Origin of the sequence: Kribbella flavida DSM 17836 (assembly GCF_000024345.1) — a bacterium.
GTDB classification, from domain to species: Bacteria; Actinomycetota; Actinomycetes; order Propionibacteriales; family Kribbellaceae; genus Kribbella; species Kribbella flavida.
In genome coordinates this window covers 1,817,299-1,835,421 of sequence record NC_013729.1, presented here as the reverse complement: position 1 = coordinate 1,835,421, position 18,123 = coordinate 1,817,299, and the positions used below count along the sequence as shown (strand labels likewise).

The 18,123-nt window shown below is 70.1% G+C and carries 20 protein-coding genes; 6 read left to right on the top strand and 14 right to left on the bottom strand.

The genetic code is table 11. The features are described from left to right. Nucleotides 1–3 precede the first annotated feature (3 nt). From KFLA_RS08585 to KFLA_RS08570, 5 genes are all read right to left on the bottom strand, one after another. Entirely contained in the window at nt 4–1,287 is a 1,284-nt protein-coding gene (locus tag KFLA_RS08585) for a M23 family metallopeptidase (protein ID WP_237706755.1), read from the bottom strand. A 231-nt stretch (nt 1,288–1,518) separates the two neighbouring features. After that, a complete protein-coding gene (gene ftsX, locus KFLA_RS08580; RefSeq protein ID WP_012919390.1) occupies nt 1,519–2,430 on the bottom strand; it encodes a permease-like cell division protein FtsX in 912 nt (303 codons plus the stop codon). 29 nt (nt 2,431–2,459) lie between these two features. Then, nucleotides 2,460–3,149 (bottom strand): cell division ATP-binding protein FtsE, encoded by a 690-nt coding sequence (gene ftsE / locus KFLA_RS08575; RefSeq protein WP_012919389.1) that lies wholly within the window; start codon nt 3,147–3,149, stop codon nt 2,460–2,462. 130 nt (nt 3,150–3,279) lie between these two features. After that, complete coding sequence (locus KFLA_RS37830; protein ID WP_012919388.1) at nt 3,280–3,444, bottom strand: hypothetical protein; 165 nt, start codon at nt 3,442–3,444, stop codon at nt 3,280–3,282. Next, the gene (locus KFLA_RS08570; RefSeq protein WP_012919387.1) at nt 3,423–3,818 is read right to left on the bottom strand and encodes a hypothetical protein; all 396 of its coding nucleotides are present in this window, start codon (nt 3,816–3,818) and stop codon (nt 3,423–3,425) included. The genes KFLA_RS37830 and KFLA_RS08570 overlap by 22 nt, the downstream gene beginning before the upstream one ends. A 107-nt stretch (nt 3,819–3,925) precedes the next feature. Here KFLA_RS08570 and KFLA_RS08565 point away from each other — a divergent pair, with 107 nt between their 5' ends. Then, nucleotides 3,926–4,972 carry a carbohydrate kinase family protein gene (locus tag KFLA_RS08565; RefSeq protein WP_012919386.1) on the top strand — a complete coding sequence of 349 codons (1,047 nt, stop codon included), beginning with the start codon at nt 3,926–3,928 and terminating at the stop codon, nt 4,970–4,972. A 61-nt stretch (nt 4,973–5,033) separates the two neighbouring features. On the opposite strand, the gene KFLA_RS08560 is transcribed toward KFLA_RS08565, so the two are convergent. The 3 genes from KFLA_RS08560 to KFLA_RS08550 form a co-directional block, all read right to left on the bottom strand. Further along, the gene (locus tag KFLA_RS08560) at nt 5,034–5,993 is read right to left on the bottom strand and encodes a PD40 domain-containing protein (RefSeq protein ID WP_012919385.1); all 960 of its coding nucleotides are present in this window, start codon (nt 5,991–5,993) and stop codon (nt 5,034–5,036) included. A 124-nt stretch (nt 5,994–6,117) separates the two neighbouring features. Beyond that, entirely contained in the window at nt 6,118–6,831 is a 714-nt protein-coding gene (locus KFLA_RS08555) for a LytR/AlgR family response regulator transcription factor (protein WP_012919384.1), read from the bottom strand. Further along, complete coding sequence (locus KFLA_RS08550) at nt 6,828–7,967, bottom strand: sensor histidine kinase (RefSeq protein WP_012919383.1); 1,140 nt, start codon at nt 7,965–7,967, stop codon at nt 6,828–6,830. Before KFLA_RS08550 ends, KFLA_RS08555 begins: the two co-directional genes overlap by 4 nt. A gap of 241 nt (nt 7,968–8,208) precedes the next feature. Here KFLA_RS08550 and KFLA_RS08545 point away from each other — a divergent pair, with 241 nt between their 5' ends. Genes KFLA_RS08545 through KFLA_RS08535 form a run of 3 tightly spaced genes read left to right on the top strand, consistent with a single transcriptional unit; the run spans nt 8,209 to nt 11,211 of the window. Next, complete coding sequence (locus tag KFLA_RS08545) at nt 8,209–9,432, top strand: ABC transporter substrate-binding protein (RefSeq protein WP_237706754.1); 1,224 nt, start codon at nt 8,209–8,211, stop codon at nt 9,430–9,432. After that, entirely contained in the window at nt 9,432–10,361 is a 930-nt protein-coding gene (locus KFLA_RS08540) for a carbohydrate ABC transporter permease (protein ID WP_012919381.1), read from the top strand. The genes KFLA_RS08545 and KFLA_RS08540 overlap by 1 nt, the downstream gene beginning before the upstream one ends. A 1-nt stretch (nt 10,362) precedes the next feature. Beyond that, nucleotides 10,363–11,211 carry a carbohydrate ABC transporter permease gene (locus KFLA_RS08535; RefSeq protein ID WP_012919380.1) on the top strand — a complete coding sequence of 283 codons (849 nt, stop codon included), beginning with the start codon at nt 10,363–10,365 and terminating at the stop codon, nt 11,209–11,211. 5 nt (nt 11,212–11,216) lie between these two features. On the opposite strand, the gene KFLA_RS08530 is transcribed toward KFLA_RS08535, so the two are convergent. The 5 genes from KFLA_RS08530 to KFLA_RS08510 all read right to left on the bottom strand — a co-directional run bounded on the left by KFLA_RS08530 (nt 11,217) and on the right by KFLA_RS08510 (nt 15,527). Next, on the bottom strand, nt 11,217–12,209 hold the full coding sequence (locus KFLA_RS08530) for a TIGR03842 family LLM class F420-dependent oxidoreductase (protein WP_012919379.1): 993 nt from the start codon (nt 12,207–12,209) through the stop codon (nt 11,217–11,219). A 12-nt stretch (nt 12,210–12,221) separates the two neighbouring features. Beyond that, a complete protein-coding gene (gene hydA / locus KFLA_RS08525; protein WP_012919378.1) occupies nt 12,222–13,628 on the bottom strand; it encodes a dihydropyrimidinase in 1,407 nt (468 codons plus the stop codon). Between the two features lie 19 nt (nt 13,629–13,647). Beyond that, the gene (locus KFLA_RS08520) at nt 13,648–14,532 is read right to left on the bottom strand and encodes a nitrilase-related carbon-nitrogen hydrolase (protein ID WP_237706753.1); all 885 of its coding nucleotides are present in this window, start codon (nt 14,530–14,532) and stop codon (nt 13,648–13,650) included. Nucleotides 14,533–14,603: 71 nt separating this feature from the next. Further along, nucleotides 14,604–15,281 carry a PhzF family phenazine biosynthesis protein gene (locus KFLA_RS08515; RefSeq protein ID WP_012919376.1) on the bottom strand — a complete coding sequence of 226 codons (678 nt, stop codon included), beginning with the start codon at nt 15,279–15,281 and terminating at the stop codon, nt 14,604–14,606. A 48-nt stretch (nt 15,282–15,329) separates the two neighbouring features. After that, nucleotides 15,330–15,527, bottom strand: a complete 198-nt coding sequence (locus KFLA_RS08510; protein ID WP_012919375.1) for a hypothetical protein — start codon at nt 15,525–15,527, stop codon at nt 15,330–15,332. 135 nt (nt 15,528–15,662) lie between these two features. On the opposite strand from KFLA_RS08510, the gene KFLA_RS08505 reads away from it, so the two are divergent. Together KFLA_RS08505 and KFLA_RS08500 are read left to right on the top strand one after the other, a co-directional pair. Then, on the top strand, nt 15,663–16,079 hold the full coding sequence (locus tag KFLA_RS08505; RefSeq protein WP_012919374.1) for an SRPBCC family protein: 417 nt from the start codon (nt 15,663–15,665) through the stop codon (nt 16,077–16,079). Between the two features lie 46 nt (nt 16,080–16,125). Then, nucleotides 16,126–16,677 (top strand): TetR/AcrR family transcriptional regulator, encoded by a 552-nt coding sequence (locus KFLA_RS08500; protein WP_012919373.1) that lies wholly within the window; start codon nt 16,126–16,128, stop codon nt 16,675–16,677. 253 nt (nt 16,678–16,930) lie between these two features. On the opposite strand, the gene KFLA_RS08495 is transcribed toward KFLA_RS08500, so the two are convergent. Beyond that, nucleotides 16,931–18,112 (bottom strand): serpin family protein, encoded by a 1,182-nt coding sequence (locus tag KFLA_RS08495; RefSeq protein WP_012919372.1) that lies wholly within the window; start codon nt 18,110–18,112, stop codon nt 16,931–16,933. Nucleotides 18,113–18,123: the final 11 nt, after the last annotated feature.

Below are 18,123 nucleotides of genomic sequence, written 5' to 3'. Positions count from 1 at the left end.
ACCTCACAGCCACTTCATCGGGTTAACCACGCGGCCGTCCTGGTAGATCATGAAGTGCAGGTGGCAACCGGTCGAGTAGCCGGTGTTGCCGACGTAGCCGATGACCTGGCCCTTGCGGACTCGCTGGCCCACCCGGGCCCGGTACCGGGACAGGTGGTTGTAGACCGAGGTGAGGGAGCTGCCGTCGAGAACGCCGTGGGAGACGAAGATCCGGTTCCCGTAGCCGCCGTTGTAGTAACGGTCCGTCACCACCCCACTGGCCACGGCGCGGATCGGCGTACCGCAGCCGGCGCCGAAGTCGGTGCCGTCGTGCAGCTTCCAGTAGCGCAGGATCGGGTGGAACCGCATCCCGTACGGCGACGTGATGTAGGTGTTGACCGGGTAGCTCAGCCCGCCGTCGTTCCGGGGCGGGGGCGGGTCCGGCAGCTTGCGCGGCGGTCGCTTCTCCTTTTTCGCCTTGGCGCGCTCGGCCGCTTCGGCGGCGGCCTTGCGGCGGGCGGCGGCGGCCTTCTCGGCCAGGGCCCGGGCCTTCTCGGCCCGCGCCCGGGCGATCAGGACCTGCTCGACCCGGCGACGCTCGGCGACCAGCGACTGGTACTGCGCCAGCTCGGAGTTCTTGTCCTTCTCGGCCGCCTGCTGGGCGGTCAGCCGGGTCGCGGCGACGGCAGCGGCCTCGGCCTTGTCCGCGGCGACCTGCTTGGTCAGCTTGCTGACCTCCTGAACGGTCCGCGCCGCCTCGGCGCGCTGGGCGGCGACCACTCGCTCCGCCTCGGCCAGCTTGGCCTGCTTGTTCGCCAGCTGCGCCTGGGCGTTGTTCAGGCTGGTGATCACGTTGCCGGTGATGCCGAAGACGTTGCGCTGCACCTGCATGCCGCTGGCCAGGTCGGCGGGCGAGGCGCCGCGCAGCACGATGGCCAGCCCGACCAGCGAGTTCTGCTGCTGGTACGCCGACCGGACCGCGCGTCCCGCGACCTGCTGCTTCTGCGCGATCAGCTTCTGTCCCTCGGCCACGTCGCCGCGGGCCGTCGACAGCGCCTGCTCGGCGGCCCTGAGTTTGCTCGCGGCAACGACGTCGGCGGCCTTGGCGGCGGCCAGCTTGCCCTGCGCCGCGGCGTACCGCGCCTGCACGGTCTCGTACCGCGTCTCCGCCTGGTTGTAGGCGGCAACGGACTTGGCCAGCTGGTCGTACGACTCGTGCAGATCGGCCTTGGACTGGTTGATCTGGGCGTCGAGCTGCTTCTTCTGCGCGTTCGGGTCAGGTGGGTCCGCCTGGGCAGACGGAACCACCGCCAGCGCTCCGGCGGTCAGGGACAGGACAACGCAGCAAGCGGCGACAATCGTCTGCCGAGCGGGCGGTCGCGTGCGTGACCGTCCGCTCGAGGTGGCGCTGGCGCCGATGCTGTCGTCTCGCTTGATGCGCGCCCGCTCTCGCAGGTTCGCACCGGGGAAGTGCGGGACCACAGTCGACCCCTTGCTCTGGGTTGAGGTGTCGTGCTACTGCACGATAAGCCACCCGGGTCAGACTTTGAGGTATTTCCGCGTCGTCAGGAATGTCGGGACCACCGCGAGCACCAGACCCACCACGACCATGATCAGCGTCGCCTGGAAGGTCTCCGCGGCGCCCACCCACTGCCAGACCCGGAAGGTCTCCTGGGCCCGCTGCATGACGACGAAGTACACGCCGACCCAGAGGGTGCCACAGGCAAGCACTGCGCCGATCAGGGCGGCCAGCACCGCCTCCAGCAGGAACGGCAGCTGGATGTAGAAGTTCGAGGCGCCCACCAGGCGCATGATGCCTATCTCCCTGCGGCGGGCGTAGGCTGCCAGCCGGATCGTGTTGGAGATCTGCATCAGCGCGGCGACCAGCAGCAGACCGGCGGCCACCAGCGCCCCGACTTGCAAGCCGTTCAGCGCCTTGAAGAGTGGATCGAGGTACTGTCTCAGGTCCTGCACGGTGTCCACGCCCGGCAGGCCGGCCACCGCGCTGACCAGGTTCTGGTAGCGCTGAGGATCTTTCAGCTTGACCCGGAAGGACTCCTGCATCTGGTCCTCGGTGACCGTGCTGACGATCGGCGAGTCCTTGTACAGCTTCTTGAACTGCTCGAACGCTTCCTTCTTCGTCTCGCCGAACACACCCTCGGGCGCGGTGTCCGGGCTCGACTCGATCACCTGCTTGATCCGGTTCTTCTGCTCCGTGGTCACCTCGGCGCCCGAGCAGCCGCGGCCGCCGGAGTCCTTGGTGCAGAGGAAGATCGAGATCTGGATCTTGTCGTACCAGTTGCCCTTCATCAGCTCGACCTGCTCGCGGGCGAGCAGCGCGCTGCCGAACAGCGACAGCGAGACCCAGATGGTGACGACGACCGCGATCGTCATCGACAGGTTCCGCTTCAGGCCGATCCCGAGGTCGGAAAGGATGTAGTTCAAGCGCATCAGTCAGTCAGTCCCTGTATCAGGCAGTCTCAGTGCTGGTAGCCGTAGACGCCGCGCGACTCGTCGCGGACGACGTGGCCGTTCTCCAGCTCGATCACGCGCTTGCGCATCTGGTCCACGATCGACACGTCGTGGGTGGCCATCACGACCGTCGTGCCGGTCCGGTTGATCCGGTCCAGCAGCTTCATGATGCCCACCGACGTGCCCGGGTCCAGGTTTCCGGTCGGCTCGTCGGCGATCAGGATCATCGGCCGGTTCACGAACGCGCGCGCGATCGCGACGCGCTGCTGCTCACCGCCGGACAGCTCGTCGGGCAGCCGGTCCTCCTTGCCGTCCAGACCGACCAGCTCGAGCACCTCGGGCACCGTCTTGCGAATGTGCGCGCGCGGCTTGCCGATCACCTGCAGGGCGAACGCGACGTTCTCCGCGACGGTCTTGTTCGGCAGCAGCCGGAAGTCCTGGAAGACGGTGCCGATCTGCCGGCGCATCTGCGGGATCCGCCAGCTGGCCAGCCGGTTCAGGTCCTTGCCGGCGACCATGATGTGGCCCTTGGAGGTCCGGTGCTCACGCAGCACGAGACGAAGGAACGTCGACTTGCCGGACCCGGAGGTGCCGACCAGGAAGACGAACTCGCCCTTTTCGATCTCGACGTTCACGTTCAGCAGGGCAGCCTTGGACTGGCCCTCGTACGTCTTGGAAACATTCTCGAAGCGGATCACGGGACATTCCGGCCGTGGTCGGGAACAGGGAGCGACGCAGCGGTAACCACCAGAGCACCGTACGCCACTGGGAGCGGCCGTCGATCAGTGTAGGTGCTCCGGCAGGCGGATTCGGTCAGGCGTGCCGCCCTCAGGCGGGGGCGGGGGCGGTTCCGTTGCCGTTCTCCGGGCGGGCGTCCGCAATCCGGGCGACGGCGGGCTCGGGCTTGCGCCCGGCGCGCCGGGCCGCCTCGACGTGCAACCGGGCCAGCTCGACCGCCTGCCGGGACACCTTCACGGTCTTCTTCTCAGCCATCGGCGACTGCCTTCCTCGACGACTTCGGTGTTCGCGTCCGCGAGTTCAGCGTACGCGGCCTCGCCGACCCGGTCGATCGCCACGGCGGCGGTCAGCGCGGCGACCAGGTCGTAGTCCTCCGGCTGCAACAGCTCGGAGCGCATCAGTGAACGCAGCGTCACCACGCCGGCGTCCGTGCCCACCTCGTCGCCGGCTAAGATCTGCTCGACCGCCCAGCGCACCATCCGCATCGTCTCCTCGCGGTGCCGCCAGGTGTCCAGCTCCCGGTCGGACTTGCGGGTCAGGTAGGCGCCGAGCATCACCCCGCCGAGCGCGAGGAACGGACTCAGCACCGTCGCCACCACGCCCACCACCGAGATCCAGGTCGGAATCACGGACACGTCCCAGTAGTCATCGACGTCCTCCCAAATCCGTGGTGGTGACCGGCGGATGATGCTACGAAGGACAGCACACCAGCCGCCACCGACAGAAAGCGCCTCCGATGGACGACCCCGACTGCTACGACGTGTTCGTCCAGGGGACCGTGTTCCTGGACATCGTTCTCACCGGCCTGGAGAGCGCCCCGACCACCGGGACCGAGATCTTCGCCGAGGGAATGGGGTCCTGCCCGGGCGGCGTCGCGAACTTCGCCATCGCCGCCAGCCGGCTCGGCCTGCGCAGCGGCCTGGCCGCCGTGTTCGGCGACGACGTGTACGCCGACTTCTGCTGGCGCACGCTGGCCGACCAGGAGAAGGTCGACCTGTCCCACTCCCGCCGGATCGGCCACTGGCACTCCCCCGTCACCGTGTCGATGTCGATCGACCGGGACCGGGCGATGGTGACCCACGCGCACGAGGCGCCGGGCGACCCGAGCAAGCTGGTCGGGCCGGGCCTGCTGACCCGGTCGGCGATCGTGCCGGTCGCCGAGGAACTGCCGAGCTGGACCGCGGAGGCCCGGGCGTCCGGCGCGCTGCTGTTCGGCGACGTCGGCTGGGACCCGACCGACACCTGGTCGCCCGCCGTGCTCGACGTGCTCGACGGCTTCCACGCCTTCACCCCGAACGCCGGCGAGGCGATGGCCTACACCCGGACCGACTCGCCGAAGGCCGCTCTGCACAAGCTGGCCGACCGGGTCCCGCTGGCCGTGGTGACGAACGGCTCGGACGGCGTACTGGCGATCGACTCGGCGACCGGTGAGGAGGAGCACATCCCCGCGCTGCCGGTCCGCTCGTACGACCCCACCGGGGCCGGCGACGTGTTCCTGGCGTCGCTCGTGCTCGGTACGTTGCGCGGCTGGCCGCTGGCGCACCGGCTCGCGTTCGGCAACCTGTGCGCCGGGTTGTCGGTGCAGCACTTCGGTGGCTCGCTGGCGGCGCCCGGGTGGGGCGACATCATCGACTGGGTGCGCGACCACAGCCGGCACCGCCCCGGCGACGTCGATCCCGAGATCCTGCGGTACTACACGTTCATCGGCGACGTCCTGCCGGAAGGGCCGGTGCCGATCGTCCGCCGCGCCAGCGCCACCATCGCCCGGCTGTCCGACGCCTGACCGCCCCTGCAACGCCTGACCGCCGGCGCCGCACCGAGGCCCGGTGCGGCGCCAAAAGTGGTCAGCGGCCGAGCCGCAGGTTCCGGACCGGGATCGTGTAGAAGTCGCCGTTGGACGTCTCGGTCACCGCGTTGCGAACGAAGTAGAACCGCCGTCCGTCCGGGGAGAACGACGCGTGGTACTCGTCGGCCTCGGTGTTCACCGCCTCGATCGGATGCGGCGCGCCCCAGCCGTGAGCGGTCCGTGCCGACGCCTGCAGTTCACCCCACGGTGCCTGGAAGGCGGCGATCCGGGAGAACACCAGGTACCGCCCGTCCGGCGAGACCACCGGGTTGAACTCCCAGCCGGCGGTGTTCAGCTTCGGCCCCAGGTTCACGGCCGGGCCGAAGGTCCCGTCGCGGCGCGGCGCTGCCCGCCACACGTCCCAGCCGCCCTGGCCGCCGTCGCGGTTGCTGCCGACGTACATCGCGCCGTCCGGCCCGATGCTCGGGTAGAGCTCGTCGATGGGTGAGCCGTCCGCGGCGACGCCGCCCTGGTTCACCGCACCGGTGTGCCGCGGGGCACTCCAGCTCCCGTCCGGCCGGCGGTCGACCACCCAGACGTCGATGTCGTCGCGTGCGGTGCCGCCGACCGGCCGGATCGAGGAGAAGTACAGGTGCTTGCCGTCCGGGGTGACGAACGGGTCGATGTCGGAGTACGTGCCGGAGAACGGCGCGACGACCGGGGTGCTCCAGCCGGTCCGGGTGCGCTGGGACTGGTAGATCGTGGCCTGCCGGGAGACCGGGAAGAACGAGGCGGCGCGGCTGAAGTACGCCGTCCGGCCGTCGGGGGTGAAGGTGATCCGGTACTCCTCCTGGTCCGGGGTGGAGATCACCCCGGGGGCGAACAAGGCAGGAGCCCGGTGACCCGTGACGGCCGAGTCCCCGGCGCGCGCCGGGGTTTCCGCGGTCGGGCCGGCAGTGGCGGGCAGAAGCAGGGTCGAGCTCAGGGCCGCGGTGACGGCGAGCAGGCGAGCGAGCACCTGGAAACCTCCTGGGTCTGGCGGTGGGACACCGCAAGCCTCGGGGTCCTGGGCACGACCACCGCGCCGGAAAGGGACGAAGCGGTGGACGGCGGGGACGAACCGGCCGTTGCCGAGTGCGGGCTCACAGACCGAGGGCCGCCCGGACGACCGCCGCGTGCGACCGGCCGGAGACGACCTGGTCGCCGGACGCCAGCCGCAGCGCCACCTCGCCGTGCGGGAGCGGCTGCAGCTCCACCACCCGGTCGATCCGGACGATCACCGAGCGGTTGACCCGGACGAACTCCTGCCCCGGCAGCCGGTCCTCCATCTCCCGCAACGTCGCGCGCAGCAGCACCCGCCGGTCGTCGGTGTGCACCCGCACGTAGTTCCGCTCGGCCCGCACCGACTCCACCCGCCGTACGTCGACGAAGCCGATCCCGGTCGGCCCCGGCACGGGGATCCGCCGGGCCGGCGCCGGACCGGCCGGCCGCACCGGGCGGTGGTGCTCCCGCACCCGGGCCAGCGCCTCGGCCAGCCGCTCGCGCGAGAACGGTTTGAGCAGGTAGTCGACGGCCCTCTCGTCGAACGCGCGGACCGCGTGATCGGCGTACGCCGTGGTGCAGACCACCGCGGGGCGGTCGCTCCGGCCGAGCAGTTCGAGCAGCGTGAAGCCGTCGTCACCGGGCAGGCGGACGTCCAGGAACACGGTGTCCGGGCGGTCCTGCGCCAGTCGCCGCATCGCGGCCGGCACGTCGCCGACCGCGGCCACGACCTCGACGTCCGGGTGCTCGCCCAGCATGCGTTCGAGCCGGGCCCGGGCCGGCGGCTCGTCGTCGACGATCAGCGCGCGGATCACGGCCGGACCGCCGCGTCGGCCGGCACAGCCGGCCGGTAGGGGACCCGGATCGTCGCCACGGTGCCGCTCGGCTCGTTCGCGGTCAGCGTCAGCGTCGCGGCCGGGCCGAAGGTCTCGGTCAGCCGGGCCCGCACGTTGGCCAGGCCGATCCCCTCGGCCGCACGCGCGGCGGACCGCCCGCCCGCGGTCGTCGGTCCGGCGTCCGGGCCCCCGGCACCCAGTCCGGCACCGTCGTCGGCCACCTCGATGACCACCTCGTCGCCCGTGCGGACCGCGCGGATCCGCAGCGTGCTCCGGCCGGCGCGCGGCGCCAGACCGTGCTGCACGGCGTTCTCCAGCAGCGGCTGCAGCAGGAACGGCGGTACGCCGGCATCCCGGGCCGCCGGATCCACGGCGACCTCGACCCGCAAGCGGTCCTCGAACCGGTGCTCCTCGATCTTCAGGTACGCCGAACCGATCGCCAGCTCGTCGTCCAGCGGCACGAGCGCGGAACTGTCCCGGCTGATCGACGACCGCAGCAGCGCCGAGAGGTCCACGATCATCGCCTCCGCCACGTCCGGCCGGTGGTGCACGTGCGCCGCGATGGTGTTGAGCGCGTTGAACAGGAAGTGCGGCTGGAGCTGGCTGGTCAGCGCGTCCAGCCGGGCCGCGGTGAACCGTGCTTGCGCGTCCCGGGCGGCCTGCTGGTAGAAGACGGCGTGGGCGAACCCGGTGACGAGCACGAACAGGATCAGATTGTTCACCAGGCTCGCCATCAGCAGCTCCGGCCACCGCGGGACGGTGACCGGGTACCAGCCGACCAGGCCGTTCAGCAGCACCACGGCGACCGCCCGGCCGACCACCACGACGGCGAACCCCGCCAGGTGAACGAGCAGGTTACGCCGGGCACCGGTGATCGGCCACCGGAAGGCGAGCCAGAGGATCATCACCGTGAACGGCACCCACAGCAGCGAGGACGCGACGTTGGTCGGCAGCACCTCCGCCCAGCCCGGCATCGGCTGACCTTCCTGCGACACCATCGTCCGGTACTGCAGGGCGGTGACGATCGCGTCGCCCGACCAGGCGAGGGTGGCGAGCACGGCCCAGCCCGCCGCTCGCCGGCGGGTGATCGGCGCGTCGACCGCGAGCATTGCCATCGCAGCAGCGTAGGCGCGGGTACGGCTCACGGCGACGGAGTCAGGGACGGGCCGGCGCGCACCCTATCGCCGAAAGTCGATCCGGCAAGTGCATTTTCCACAGCGTGGACTTCGGCACCGGCGGACCCGTTCGGTCATAGGGTCGGAGACTGCTGACCGTCGAGGTGGAGGTACGTCGAAGATGTCGGGTACAGGTCGAATCGACCGGCGGGGCTTTCTCACCCTGGGAAGCGGACTGGCCGTGGCGGCGGTCACAGGCTGCGGCTCCAACACCGGCCGCGAAGGGGCCGGTGGCAACGTCAGCGGCGACAAGCCGGCGCTGTCGCAGTGGTACCACCAGTACGGCGAGGCCGGGACCCAGCAGGCCGTCGAGCGGTACGCCGAGGAGTACCCCGACGCCACCGTGAGCGTGCAGTGGTCCCCCGGCGACTACGACAAGAAGACGGCGGCCGCCCTGCTCACCGACGGCGGGCCGGACGTGTTCGAGTACGGCAACGGCCCGAGCATCGACATGATCAAGGGGGGCCAGGTGGCCGACCTGAGCGACCTGCTCGGCGACGCCAGGAGCGATTTCACCCCGTCGCTGCTGGAGCGAGTGACGTACCAGGGCAAGCTCTACGCGATCCCGCAGGCGACCGACATGCAGTTACTCGTCTACCGCAAAAGCCTGCTCCAGCAGGCCGGCGTCCAGCCGCCGCAGACCGTCGACGAGCTGCTCGCGGCGGCGAAGAAGCTGACCACCGACGACGTGAAGGGCCTGTTCGTCGGCAACGACGGCGGCGTCGGCATCCTCGGCGGACCGGCGCTGTGGTCGGCCGGCGCCGACTACCTGACCCAGGACGGGCGGTTCGGCTTCGACACCCCGGCGGTGGCCGAGTCGCTGCGCAAGCTGCGCGAGCTGTTCAGCTCGAAGGCGTTGTTGCTCGGGGCCCCGACCGACTGGTCCGACCCGTCGGCGTTCACCCAGGGGCTGACCGCGATGCAGTTCACCGGCCTCTGGACGCTGCCGCAGATCCAGAAGGCCTTCGGGGACGACTTCGGCGTACTGCCGTGGCCGAAGCTGGACGCCTCCACCGGCGCACCCAGCGTGCCGGTCGGCGCGTACAGCGCCTCCGTCAGCACGAAGTCGAGCAACGTCGACGCGGCGAAGAAGTTCGTCAAGTGGCTGTGGGTCGACCAGACCGACAAGCAGCTGGACTGGGCGCAGAGCTACGGCTTCCACATCCCGGCCCGCAAGAGCCTGGCCGAGAAGGCGGACAAGCTGAAGTCCGGCCCGGCCGCCGACGCGGTGCGATTCGTCAACGAGCACGGGCACGCCCAGACACCGTTGCTGTGGACCCCGAAGTCCGGTACGGCGTACTCGGACGCGCTGAACCGGATCGTCAAGTCCGGCAGCGACCCGGCGACCGAGCTCAAGGCGGTCAAGGCGGTCGTCGAGGCCGAGCTGAAGCGCATCGCCGGCTGATGTCGTCGCCGGCTCCGCTCGGTGCCCGGTTGCGCGGCCGGCACGACCGCAACCTGTGGTTCGCCGTGTTCGTCGGGCCGTTCGTGCTCGGCCTGCTGGTGTTCGTCTACGTCCCGATCGTCTGGTCGGTGGTGCTGAGCTTCTTCGACGCCCGCAACACCGTCACGCCGACCGATTTCGTCGGCCTGGGCAACTACCTGGACATGCTGCGGGACGCGGCGTTCCGGTCCAGCCTGCTCACCTTCGTGGTGTTCGCGGTGTTCATCGTGCCGACCACGTTCGTGGTGTCGCTCGGGCTGGCGCTGATGGTCCACCGGACCCGGTTCGCGCAGACGTTCTTCCGGTCGGTGTTCTTCCTGCCGACCGCCTGCTCGTACGTCGTCGCCTCGCTGGTCTGGAAGTTGTCGATCTTCAACGGGGTCCGGTTCGGTCTGGCGAACACCGTGCTCGGCTGGTTCGGCGCCGAACCAGTCCCCTGGCTCTCGGTGACGCAACCGCCCTGGTACTGGCTGGTGATCGTCACCGCCCGGATGTGGCTGCAGGCCGGGTTCTACATGATCCTGTTCCTGGCCGGGCTGCAGCGGATCGCGCCGTCGCTGTACGAGGCGGCCGCGATCGACGGCGCGACCGGCTGGAAGGTGCTCCGCTACCTCACCCTGCCGCAACTGCGGGCGACATCGACCGCCGTCCTGCTCCTACTCCTGATCAACGCGTTCCAGGCGTTCGACGAGTTCTACAACCTGCTGGCCAGCGACGGGCAGTACCCGCCGTACGCGCGACCGCCGCTCGTCTACCTGTACTACGCGGCGCTCGGTCAGGGCCAGGACTTCGGTCACGGCAGTGCCGGCGCCGTCCTGCTCACGTTGCTGATCGCGCTGGTCGCGCTCGTCCAGGGCCGGTTCCTGGGCCTCGGCCGGAGGGAGGACTGAGATGGCCACGATCCAGCGATCCCGCGCGGACCGGACCGGCTCCGTCCTGCGGTACGCCGTGCTCGTCGTCGGCGCGGTGCTCTTCCTGCTGCCGTTCTACCTGCTCGTGCGCAACGGGTTGTCGACCGAGCAGGACATCACCTCGCCGTCGTGGACGTTCTTCCCGTCGTCGCTGCAGTGGAGCAACGTCGTCGACCTGTTCAACGACCCGGCGGTGCCGATGGCGCGCAGCCTGGTCAACTCGCTGGTGATCTCGGTGGTCCAGACCATCGGCGTCCTGGTGATCTCCGGACTGGCCGGCTACGGGCTGGCGCGGATCCCGTTCCGGTACGCGAACGCGGTGTTCTACTTCATCGTCGCCACCCTGCTGATCCCGGCCGCGGTGACGTTCGTGCCGAGTTTCGTGCTGGTCTCCACGCTCGGCTGGGTCAGCACGTTGCGCGGGCTGATCGTCCCCGGCTTGTTCCAGGCGTTCGCGACGTTCCTGTTCCGGCAGTACTTCCTGGGCTTCCCGCGCGAGCTGGAGGAGGCGGCGCAGCTCGACGGTACGGCGTACTGGGGAACGTTCTGGCGCATCGTCGTGCCGAACTCCACCGGCTTCATCGCCGCGATCGGCACGATCACCTTCATCGGCTCCTGGAACGCGTTCCTGTGGCCGCTGGTGATCGCCCCGGACCGCAACGCCTGGACGGTGCAGATCGCGCTCTCCACGTTCCTGACCGCGCAGACCATCAACCTCCCCCAGCTGTTCGTCGCCGCCACGATCGCGATCCTGCCGTTGCTGGTGATGTTCGTCTTCCTGCAGCGCTGGATCGTCGAAGGCGTCGAGCGTTCCGGAATCAGCGAGTAGCCGACTCAGACGTACGGGATGATGTCGCGGCCGTAGGCGGCGAGCGTCTCCTCCTTGGCGTCGTGCTGGAGGTAGAGGGCGAACTGGTCGACGCCGATCGCCGTCAACTCCGCCAGCCGGGCGAGGTGGTTCTCGACCGGGCCGAGCACGCAGAAGCGGTCGATCACCTCGTCGGGCACGAAGGCGGTGTGGCTGTTGCCGGCGCGGCCGTGCTCGGCGTAGTCGTAGCCCTGCCGGTCCTTGATGTAGTCGGTCAGGGCCTGCGGGATACCGCCGGTCGTGCCGTAGCGGGCGACGATGTCGGCGACGTGGTTGCCGACCATGCCGCCGAACCACCGGGTCTGGTCGCGCTGGTGCTCCAGATCGTGCCCGACGTACGCCGGCGCGGCAACGCAGAACTTGATCGCCGCCGGGTCGCGACCCGCCTGCTCGGCGGAGCGGCGGACCGCCGCGATCATCCAGGCGGCGATGTCGGGATCGGCCAGCTGCAGGATGTACCCGTCGCCGACCTGCCCGGTCACGGCCAGCGCCTTTGGCCCGTACGCCGCGACCCACACGTCCAGCGCGCCCGCGGAGACCCAGCCGAACTTGAGCTCCTGGCCGCGGTAACTGACTGTCTCACCGCGGGCCAGGCCCCGGACCACCTCGACACACTGCTTGAGCTCGGCGAGCGTGCCCGGCTGCGCACCCAGCGTGCGCAGCGCGGAGTCGCCGCGGCCGATGCCGCAGATCGTGCGGTTGCCGAACGTCTCGTTGAGGGTGGCGAACTGGGACGCGATCACGGTCCAGTCGCGGGTACCGGGATTGGTGACCATCGGGCCGACCAGCACGCTGCGGGTGGCGGCGAGGATCTGGGGGTAGAGGACAAACGGTTCCTGCCAGAGCAGGTGCGAGTCGAACGTCCAGACGTAGCTGAACCCGGCCCGCTCGGCCTGGACCGCGAGCTCCACCACCGCCGAGGCCGGCGGGTCGCACTGGAACACCACTCCGAAGTCCACCGGTTTCCCCCCTCAGACCAGGTACGACGACAGCCCGCGCCGCAGGTACCGCCCGTGTCCCTTCCGGCCATGGTAGTTGCCGTCAGCCACGATCACCGTGCCGCGCGAGATCACCGTGTCGACCCGGCCCTTGACCTCGAACCCCTCGTAGGCGGAGTGGTCCAGGTTCATGTGGTGGGTCTCGGCGCTGATCCGGGTGGTGCCGTTCGGGTTGTAGACCACCAGGTCGCCGTCGGCGCCGGGCTGGATCACGCCCTTGCGCGGGTAGAGGCCGAACATCCGGGCCGGCGTCGTCGCGATCGTCTCCACCCAGCGCTCCAGCGACAGCTGCCCGTCGACCACGCCCTGGTAGACCAGATCGACGCGGTGCTCGACGCCGCCGATGCCGTTCGGGATCTTGGAGAAGTCGCCGCGGCCGAGCTCTTTCTGGTCCTTGAAGCAGAACGGGCAGTGGTCGGTCGACACGATCGCGAGGTCGTTGCTGCGCAGCCCCTTCCACAGGTCGCGCGCGTGCGACTCGTGCTTGCTGCGCAGCGGCGTCGAGCAGACCCACTTGGCGCCTTCGAAGCCGGGCGCGCCGAGCTGATCCTCCAGGGTCAGGTACAGGTACTGCGGGCAGGTTTCGGCGAACACGTTGCGGCCGTCGTCCCGGGCGGCGGCGACGTGCTCCAGCGCTTGGCTCGCCGACAGGTGCACGATGTAGAGCGGGCAATCCTGAGCGACCTCGGCCAGCGCGATCGCCCGGTTGGTCGCCTCCGCCTCCAGCGCCGTCGGCCGGGTGAGGCCGTGGTGGATCGGGTCGGTCTCGCCGCGGGCCAGGGCCTGCTGCACGAGCACGTCGATCGCGATGCCGTTCTCGGCGTGCATCATGATCATCGCGCCGTTCTCCCGTGCGGTCTGCATCGCCCGCAGGATCTGGCCGTCGTCGGAGTAGAACACCCCGGGATAGGCCATGAACAGCTTGAAGCTGGTGATGCCCTCGTCGGCGACCAACTGGTCCATCGCCTTCAGCGCGTCGGCGTCGACGCCGCCGAGAATCATGTGGAACGCGTAGTCGACGTGACAGTTGCCTTCGGCCTTGGCGTGCCAGGCGGCGAGCCCGTCCTGCACCACCTCACCGGTCCGTTGCACGGCGAAGTCGATGATCGTCGTGGTCCCGCCGAACGCCGCTGCCCGGGTGCCGGTGTCGAAGGTGTCGCTGGCCGCGGTCCCGCCGAACGGCAGCTCCATGTGGGTGTGCGCGTCGATCCCGCCCGGCACCACGTACTTGCCGGTGGCATCGATCACCTCGTCGGCCTGCACCGGCCCGGCGTACTGCGGGTCGAGCAGCGCGACGATGCGCTCGCCTTCGACCAGGACGTCGGCGACCTGCGTCCCCGTCGGTCCGACGACGGTCCCACCCTTGACCAGCAACGACATCGCGCGCTCCTTCGGCTGATTACGGTGCGGTCAGGTCCCCGTACGCGTCGGGCCGGCGGTCGCGGTAGAACTGCCAGCGGTCGCGGACCGTGTCGAGCAGGCCCAGGTCGAGGTCGCGCACGATCAGCTCCGGGTCGTGGTCGTGCCCGAGGTCGCCGACGAACTTGCCCTCGGGGTCCACGAAGTACGACGACCCGTAGAAGTCGTTGTCGCCGTAGTCGGACTCGATGCCGACCCGGTTGATCGCGCCGATGAAGTACTCGTTGGCCACCGCCGAGGCCGGCTGCTCCAGCTGCCACAGGTACGACGAGAGGCCGCGGTGCGTCGCGGACGGGTTGAACACGATCTTGGCCCCGGCCAGTCCGAGCGCCCGCCACCCCTCCGGGAAGTGCCGGTCGTAGCAGATGTAGACGCCGATCCGGCCGACCGCGGTGTCGAACACCGGGTAGCCGAGGTTGCCGGGCCGGAAGTAGAACTTCTCCCAGAACCCCTTCACCTGCGGGATGTGCGTCTTCCGGTACTTGCCGAGGTACTTGCCATCGGCATCGACGACCGCGGCGGTGTTGTAGAGCACCCCGGGCTGCTCCTGCTCGTACACCGGCAGCACCATCACCAGGCCGAGCTCCCGGGCCAGCGCCTGGAACCGCTCGACCGTCGGCCCGGGCACACTCTCGGCGTACTCGTAGAACTTCGGGTCCTGCAGCTGGCAGAAGTACGGCCCGTAGAACAGCTCCTGGAAACAGATCACCTCGGCCCCGGCCGCCGCCGCCTGACGCGCGTACTCCTCGTGCGCCTTGATCATCGACTCCTGGTCGCCGGTCCACGAGGTCTGCACCAACGCCGCCCGCACGATTTCCGCCATCGTGACCTCCCGCTCGCCGAGCACCCATGCTCCATCCGGCACACCACTCCCGTCAACGGATACCGCGGTCCTGGCCGGTGGTATCGCTCTGCGGGCGCTGAGGTGTCCGGCGGTCAGTAGGTGAAGGTGCGGGCGGGCGCAGGCAGGACGCGGCCGCCGACGGTTGTCCAGTCGTCGGGCAGGAGCGTGGTCAGCAGCTCGGAGCCGGCGCCTTGCACGATGTGGAGGTTCCGGCCGAGGCGGGCGGTGAGCTGAGTGGCGGCGGAACCGGTGGCTTCGTCCTCGGGCACACCCATCGCGGGGGCGAACACCCGGGCGCGGACGCGGCCGGCCGGCTCGTCCTGCCACGCCCACAGGAATGTGTGCCCCGCCGAGTACTCCGCGGGCGAGGCGGCCAGCACGTCCGGCGGGGTGTCCAGCTGGTGCCAGTCGAACGTGCTGCCCCAGGTCGCGTGGGCCCGGACGAAGGTGTAGCCGTCGGCGCGGGTGACCGGTACCTCGCCGGCCGGGACGCGCAGTACGTCGGTGCGGTGGCCCTGGGAGTGCAACCACCAGGCGGCACCGACCGTCGGGTGACCGGCGAACGGCATCTCGGCCGTGGCGCTGAAGATCCGGATCCGGCCGGCCTCGGCCTCGTCGACGAAAACCGTCTCGCTGTAACCGAGCTGCGCGGCGACGGCCTGACGGTCGGCGTCCGGGACCTGCCGCCCGTCGACGATGCCGAGCGGGTTGCCGAAGGCGCCGGAGGAGTCCACGAAGACGCGGACCACCTGGACGTCGAGGGTGGTCACCGGCTCAGCGCGCTCTCACCGGACGGCACGGTCGTACCTCGGAACGGGTCAGAAGACGAGAACGGCCGCGACGACCGCGATCAGGACCACGACGCCGCCGACGACGGCCAGCATCCGGCCGTTCAGCTTCGGCTCCTCGGCGGTCCCGACCTCGCCCTCGTTGACGAAAGCGCGGAACATCTGGGTGCTGGCGCCCGGGTCCTGCTCGTTCTCGGTGACGTTGTTCGTGCCGTTCTGGTCAGCCATGGCGCTGACCCTACCGGCGGCACCGGACCGTCAGCACACTGCAATCGCCGATCCGGCCGACTCTCACTCTCCGTACACGCTACGTCCACCGTCTGCTCATCGACCGCCGTCGTGCGCAGATGTACCATTTGGTACATGCGCTTCGAGCACTCCATCACCATCGACGCCCCGGCCGAACGTGTCTGGGCGGTTTTCAGCGACGTTGCCCGCTGGCCCGAGTGGCTGCCGACCGTGGACGCCGTCGAGCGGCTCGACGAGGGCCCGCTCCGGGTCGGTTCACGAGCCCGCATCCGCCAGCCGAAGCTCGCCGTCGCGGTGTGGGAGGTGACGCACTTCAAGGACGGCGAGTACTTCGAATGGGTGTCCCGCGGCCCGGGGATCCGGACCACCGGCGGGCACCGGGTGGTCAGTACGCCGGCCGGCACGGTCGCGACCGGGACGATCATCCAGGAGGGCCCGCTGGCTTGGCTGCTCGGCCGGCTCTACGCGAAGCTCACCGACCAGTACGTGGCCCTGGAACTGGAGACCCTGAAGAAGGTCACCGAAGGGTGATCCCGCGGACCACCGGAACCCCATTGGCCTTCGCACGGGGTGGGGTGTGAGCCGGGAGACTCTGCTCGCCGACGCGGTCGAGCACTTCGCCCGGCACGGGATCGGCGACGCGAGCCTGCGCAGCATCGCGACCGCGATCGGCACCAGCCACCGCATGCTGATCTACCACTTCGGCTCCCGCGACGGACTGCTGGCCGAGGTGGTCCGCACCGTCGAGCAGCAGCAACGCGACCTGCTCGCGCAGCTGGATGCCGAGGATCTTTCGGTCGAGCAGCAGGCGGAGCAGTTCTGGCGCCGCGTCACCGAGGCGAGCCTGGTCTACGGCCCGCTCTTCTTCGAGCTCTCCGCCCACGCCATGCAGGGACTCCCCCACACCGAGGCCCTGAAGGCCGACCTCATCACGGTCTGGCTGCCACCGTTGACCGACCTGTGCGTGAAGGCAGGCGTCCCTCCCGACCAGGCCCCGGCGTATGCCCGGCTCGGGCTGGCCGCCGCCCGCGGCCTGCTCTTCGACCTGCTGCTCACCGACGACCGTCCGGCCGTTGACGAAGCTTCCGCCCTGCTCAACCGCCTCTTCACCCTGCCCAGCCCGAGCTGACCGCTTCCCGGCAGCGACCGCGAGGCACCGCGGACGCCGGTGGAGGCGGACGGCCGAGCCCGTCGGACCGGCACGCGGGACCGTGAACGCGCAACAGCCCGTCCGTGGTGCCCGCTTCCTGCCCGTGGCCCCCGTTTCCTGTCCGAGGGTTGCGGACCGGAGCAGCACCACCGCTCGCCCGGGTCGGTATCCGGCTCGCTAGTCGGCGCTGGGCAGTCGCCTCGAGATCAACGGGAGACGCGAGCTGTTGCTGCTACTCGGGCTCGGTGGGGCTGGCGATCCAGCCGGCGACCACGGGGAGGCGGGTTTCTCGGTGCAGGGCGGTGAAGGCGAAGGGCTGGGTGAGGGCTACGTCGAGGCGGCGGGATTGGGTGACGGACACGGACGTGCGCATCATGCCCATCGCGGTCACGGCGGCGGCTTCGAAGCCGGTGGCGTAGAACCGGGCGAGCACCGTCTGGTTCGCCTGGCCGACGACGAGCGGGTCCGGGCTGATGGCGCTGAAGTGGCCCTGGGCACCGGGGTCGGACGTGACGGCGGTGAGGCCGAAAAGCTCGCGCTGGGCCAGCAGGTCGTGCTCGGCCTGGACGGCGAAGGACGGCAGGGAGAGGTTGACCTCGGGAGTCGGTGACGTGGTCTGGGTGATCGTGAGGGCCGGGGCCAGCTGCTGACCGGGCTGACCTTGCTGCACGAGCATCGACCCGGGGCGACCGGCGGCAGGCCTGGCAGCTGCCGCGAGCAGACCGGCGAGGACGTCAGGCTGGGCTGCCTCGGGAGAAGCGATGGCGAGCAGAACGTCGACGTCGGCGTCCCCCTGGACAGTGATCACGGTCAGCGGGCCGGCGGCCGGGTCGTCGTACACGCGGACGGCGTCGAGGTCGCGGTCGGTGCGGTCGAGCCAGTGCCAGGAGCCGGACCAGGGGCCGGTCGGGATCCGCTTGATCTGCTCGCGGAACGGGCGGGCCCAGGTGGTGCGCAGGGAGAGCGCCGAGGCGAGCACGACGGCGAGGTCGGGGGTGACCTGCAGCGGCATCTCGCGGATCAGGTGATCGGTGTGCTCGGCGGCCCAGGCGTCCAGTGTGGCCTTGTCGCCGGTCAGGTCACCGGTCAACGTCCCGGTGAGCTCGGTCGGGATGACGCTGTCGAACGTCTCGCTGAGCTTGAGCTGCTGGTGGACCCAGACCCCCAGGGCCGCGTGCAGGTCGGTGGCGGAGTCGACCGTGCGGATCAGGTCGACGGCTTGGGAGGCGGCGGTGGATGCGTCGACGCCGGCGGCTTCGGACAGCTCCGCACGCCCCGGCTCGTCGGCAGCGGTCGCCAGCAGCGCGAGCAACGGCCACAGGCCGAGGCCGGAGATGACGGTGTTGCCGGGCGCGAGGGTGCGCGCCCAGCGGGAGGTGAGACTGTTGACCGCGGTCACGACGTTGGCATCCATGGGCTCCACCC

Excerpts from the sequence above, each read along its gene's own strand:
- ftsX (WP_012919390.1), bottom strand. The coding sequence starts at position 2,430 with ATGCGCTTGAACTACATCCTTTCCGACCTCGGGATCGGCCTGAAGCGG.
- KFLA_RS37830 (WP_012919388.1), bottom strand. The coding sequence starts at position 3,444 with ATGGCTGAGAAGAAGACCGTGAAGGTGTCCCGGCAGGCGGTCGAGCTG.
- KFLA_RS08565 (WP_012919386.1), top strand. The coding sequence starts at position 3,926 with ATGGACGACCCCGACTGCTACGACGTGTTCGTCCAGGGGACCGTGTTC.
- KFLA_RS08550 (WP_012919383.1), bottom strand. The coding sequence starts at position 7,967 with ATGGCAATGCTCGCGGTCGACGCGCCGATCACCCGCCGGCGAGCGGCG.
- KFLA_RS08540 (WP_012919381.1), top strand. The coding sequence starts at position 9,432 with ATGTCGTCGCCGGCTCCGCTCGGTGCCCGGTTGCGCGGCCGGCACGAC.
- KFLA_RS08535 (WP_012919380.1), top strand. The coding sequence starts at position 10,363 with ATGGCCACGATCCAGCGATCCCGCGCGGACCGGACCGGCTCCGTCCTG.
- hydA (WP_012919378.1), bottom strand. The coding sequence starts at position 13,628 with ATGTCGTTGCTGGTCAAGGGTGGGACCGTCGTCGGACCGACGGGGACG.
- KFLA_RS08510 (WP_012919375.1), bottom strand. The coding sequence starts at position 15,527 with ATGGCTGACCAGAACGGCACGAACAACGTCACCGAGAACGAGCAGGAC.
- KFLA_RS08505 (WP_012919374.1), top strand. The coding sequence starts at position 15,663 with ATGCGCTTCGAGCACTCCATCACCATCGACGCCCCGGCCGAACGTGTC.
- KFLA_RS08495 (WP_012919372.1), bottom strand. The coding sequence starts at position 18,112 with ATGGATGCCAACGTCGTGACCGCGGTCAACAGTCTCACCTCCCGCTGG.